The sequence below is a fragment of the Trabulsiella guamensis ATCC 49490 genome, assembly GCF_000734965.1.
Classification (GTDB): domain Bacteria; phylum Pseudomonadota; class Gammaproteobacteria; order Enterobacterales; family Enterobacteriaceae; genus Trabulsiella; species Trabulsiella guamensis.
Window position 1 is genome coordinate 1 of record NZ_JMTB01000033.1, and the last position, 3,092, is coordinate 3,092.

Genomic DNA, 3,092 nt, shown 5'->3' on the forward strand with positions numbered 1-3,092 from the left:
TTACAAACGGCGCGCGCGACATCGATTCCACGCCGCCTGCCAGCAGCAGATCGGCATCACCGGCACGAATGGCGCGCGCGGCAAACCCCAGCGCGTCCAGCCCGGAACCGCACAGCCGGTTAATGGTAGTGCCGGATACTGTCTGCGGCAGCCCTGCCAACAGCACCGCCATACGCGCGACGTTGCGGTTATCTTCCCCCGCCTGATTGGCGCAACCGAGGATCACATCGTCGAGCAACGCTGCATCCAGTTGCGGATGACGACTCAGCAGCGCCCGCAAGGGAATAGCCGCGAGGTCGTCCGCCCGGACGGCGGAAAGCGCGCCGCCGTAGCGACCTATCGGGGTTCGCACGCCATCACAAATAAACGCATCACGCATCAGGCTTCTCCCGTCACACGGCCACCGATGCGGTGCGATTTACCGCGAAACAGCGCGACCGTTTTTTGATGTTGGTTAATGATTTCAATGTCATACACCCCGGCGATTGTGCCCTGATGTTTGACTCGTGCGGTGGCAGTGAGCTTGTCGCCCACCTTCCCCGGACGCAGAAAATCAATGGTGCAGGCGGAAGCTACCGCCGCTATGCCCTGGCTATTGCAGGCATAGGCAAATGCGGTATCCGCCAGCGAAAAAATTTGCCCGCCGTGGCAGGTCTGATGACCGTTAAGCATCTGCGGCAGTACGGTCATGGTGACCACGGCATACCCTTCATCCATCTCCAGGATGTCGATTCCCAGCGTCTGCGCACAGGCGTCGTTTTCATACATCACGCGCGCGTTGCGCCAGGCGTTATGATTCATAGCCACACTCCAGAAGTGCACGCTGGCGCAGCAGTGAACACGGGCGATAACGCTCTTCACCATAATGACGTTGCAGGTTTTCCAGCATCGTCAGTACCCGCTGCCAGCCGAGGATTTCACCCCATTGCAACGGGCCGCGGGGATAATTCACCCCCAGGCGCATCGCGGTATCAATGTCAGTTTCGCTGGCAACCCCTTTTTGCAGCGCATCGAGGGCTTCGTTAACCAGCATTGCCACGGTGCGCCAGACCAGCAGACCGGGATAGTCAGCAATCATCACCACCTGTTTGCCCTGTTGCTGCAGCCAGGCAACGGCTTTCGCCGTCTCTTGTGAAGAATTGCTGTCGGCAGCGGCAATGGCGGTCACATCACCTTCGCAATAATCCATCAGCACGACCGGGCATTTCAGCCGTGCCGCTTTCGCCTGCGCGATTTCACCGTCAGTCGTCATCAATAACACATTATCAAGCGTGACAACGTCACCTCTTTTATGGACTTCCCGAGCATGTAGTTGCTCAGCAATCGCAGGATGGAAGGCCACTGCTGGCGCCCCCTCCGGCCAGCGATAGACACCCTGTCCGCTTTTTTTCCCAAGCCGACCCGCCAGCACCAGTTCCTGTTGCTGTAGCGACGGCAGAAAACGACGCTCCTGCCAGAAGGCGTTGAATACAGAACAGGTCACGGCGAAATTGACGTCCTGACCGATCAGATCAGTCAACGCCAGCGGTCCCATCGGGAATCGCCCGCCGTCGCGCAGCGCGGCATCAATCACGGCGGCGTCGGCGACCTGCTCTTCCAGCGCGCGCCACGCCTCGGCATAAAACGGACGGGCGACACGGTTAACAATGAATCCCGGCGTTGAGTGGCAACGCACCGGCTGCTTGCCCCAGTGCATAACGCACTGGCAAAGCTGCTCTACCACTTCCGGCGAGGTCGCGAGGCCACTAACCACCTCCACCAGCTTCATGACAGGCGCCGGGTTAAAGAAGTGCAGCCCTGCTACACGCTCCGGGTGACGCACGTCGGCGGCGATGGCAGTAATGGAAATCGATGACGTGTTGCTGGTGAGCAGCGTCTGCGGCGGGCAAATCTCCGCCAGTTGGCTGAACAGCGCTTTTTTGACTTCCAGCCGCTCACTGGCCGCTTCAATCACCAGTCCTGCGGCGGCGAGCGCTGACAGATCAGCGACCGGGTGCAGATTTGCCAGCGTGCTGGCGCAGGCCTCTGTACTGAGTTTGCCGCGCGCCACGCGGGATTCCAGTCGTGAGCGGATCCCGTCAATGGCACGTGCCAGCGCCTCGCTGGCAATGTCATACAGCAAAACCTGATGGCCTGCGGACGCCGCCACTTCAGCGATACCCGCGCCCATCGTGCCGCTGCCAATCACTGCGATGGTGTTAATGCGCTGGCTCATGATGATTTCCCGCTGAATTGTGGTGGTCGTTTGGCAAGGAACGCGCTGACCCCTTCGCGATAATCCGGGCTGCGTCCGGCCAGTCGCTGGTAGTCGCGCTCAAGATCGAGTTGCGCGTCGAGGGTGTTGGTTTCTGCCGCCAGCAGCGCCTGTTTGATCAAGCCAAGACCATACGTCGGCTGCGTCGCCAGATGTCGCGCCAGGGTCAGTGCAGCATCAGAGAGTTGGGCGTCATCCACGACCTGCCAGATCATGCCCCACTGGTGCGCCTGCTCCGCGCTGAGCTTATCGCCCATCAACGCCAGCCCCAGCGCCCGCGCCCGGCCCGCCACTCGCGGCAAAAACCAGGTGCCGCCGCAGTCCGGTACCAGCCCAAGTTTACTGAACGCCATGATGAAGTTGGCCGAACGGGCCGCAATGACCATATCGCAACCGAGCGCCAGCGTCGCACCGGCACCGGCTGCCACACCGTTCACTGCGGCGATGACCGGTTTGGGCAGTGCCGCCAGTCTGCGCACCAGTGGGTTATAGAAATTTTCCACCGACAGCCCCAGATCAGGGGGGTTACCCTGTGGGTCAACGTTACGGTCGTTAAGATCCTGACCGGCGCAAAAACCACGTCCGGCACCGGTGATCAGCAGGCAGCGGATAGTATCGTCACGCTCGGCCTGTTTCAGGCAATCCACTAACTGCTGGTGCATCTCATCGTTAAAACTGTTCAGGCGATCCGGGCGGTTCAGGGTGATGGTCATCACGCCCTGTTCCACATTGCTGAGAATTAAAGCGTCCATTGTTAGCGTCCTTTAAATTCGGGGGTACGTTTTTCGCGAAACGCGGCAATGCCTTCCTGCCGATCGTCAGTGGCGCTGAGCAGCGT

General features: G+C 60.2%; 4 protein-coding genes and 1 pseudogene. All 5 read right to left on the reverse strand.

Annotated elements, in window-relative coordinates; genetic code table 11:
* Window positions 1-379 (reverse strand): thiolase family protein (locus GTGU_RS03250; RefSeq protein ID WP_038154205.1); only part of this gene is annotated, 379 nt, incomplete at its 3' end.
* A complete protein-coding gene (gene paaI, locus GTGU_RS03255; protein WP_038154206.1) occupies window positions 379-801 on the reverse strand; it encodes a hydroxyphenylacetyl-CoA thioesterase PaaI in 423 nt (140 codons plus the stop codon). The genes GTGU_RS03250 and paaI, both read right to left, overlap by 1 nt.
* Window positions 791-2,215 (reverse strand): 3-hydroxyacyl-CoA dehydrogenase PaaH, encoded by a 1,425-nt coding sequence (paaH, locus tag GTGU_RS03260; protein WP_038154207.1) that lies wholly within the window; start codon window positions 2,213-2,215, stop codon window positions 791-793. Before paaH ends, paaI begins: the two co-directional genes overlap by 11 nt.
* The gene (gene paaG / locus GTGU_RS03265) at window positions 2,212-3,006 is read right to left on the reverse strand and encodes a 2-(1,2-epoxy-1,2-dihydrophenyl)acetyl-CoA isomerase PaaG (protein WP_038154208.1); all 795 of its coding nucleotides are present in this window, start codon (window positions 3,004-3,006) and stop codon (window positions 2,212-2,214) included. The genes paaH and paaG overlap by 4 nt, the downstream gene beginning before the upstream one ends.
* Window positions 3,007-3,008: 2 nt before the next feature.
* A pseudogene (locus tag GTGU_RS25630) lies at window positions 3,009-3,092 on the reverse strand (2,3-dehydroadipyl-CoA hydratase); the annotation flags it as partial.

Coding starts and splice junctions, on each gene's coding strand:
- paaI (WP_038154206.1), bottom strand. CDS start 801: ATGAATCATAACGCCTGGCGCAACGCGCGCGTGATGTATGAAAACGAC.
- paaH (WP_038154207.1), bottom strand. CDS start 2,215: ATGAGCCAGCGCATTAACACCATCGCAGTGATTGGCAGCGGCACGATG.
- paaG (WP_038154208.1), bottom strand. CDS start 3,006: ATGGACGCTTTAATTCTCAGCAATGTGGAACAGGGCGTGATGACCATC.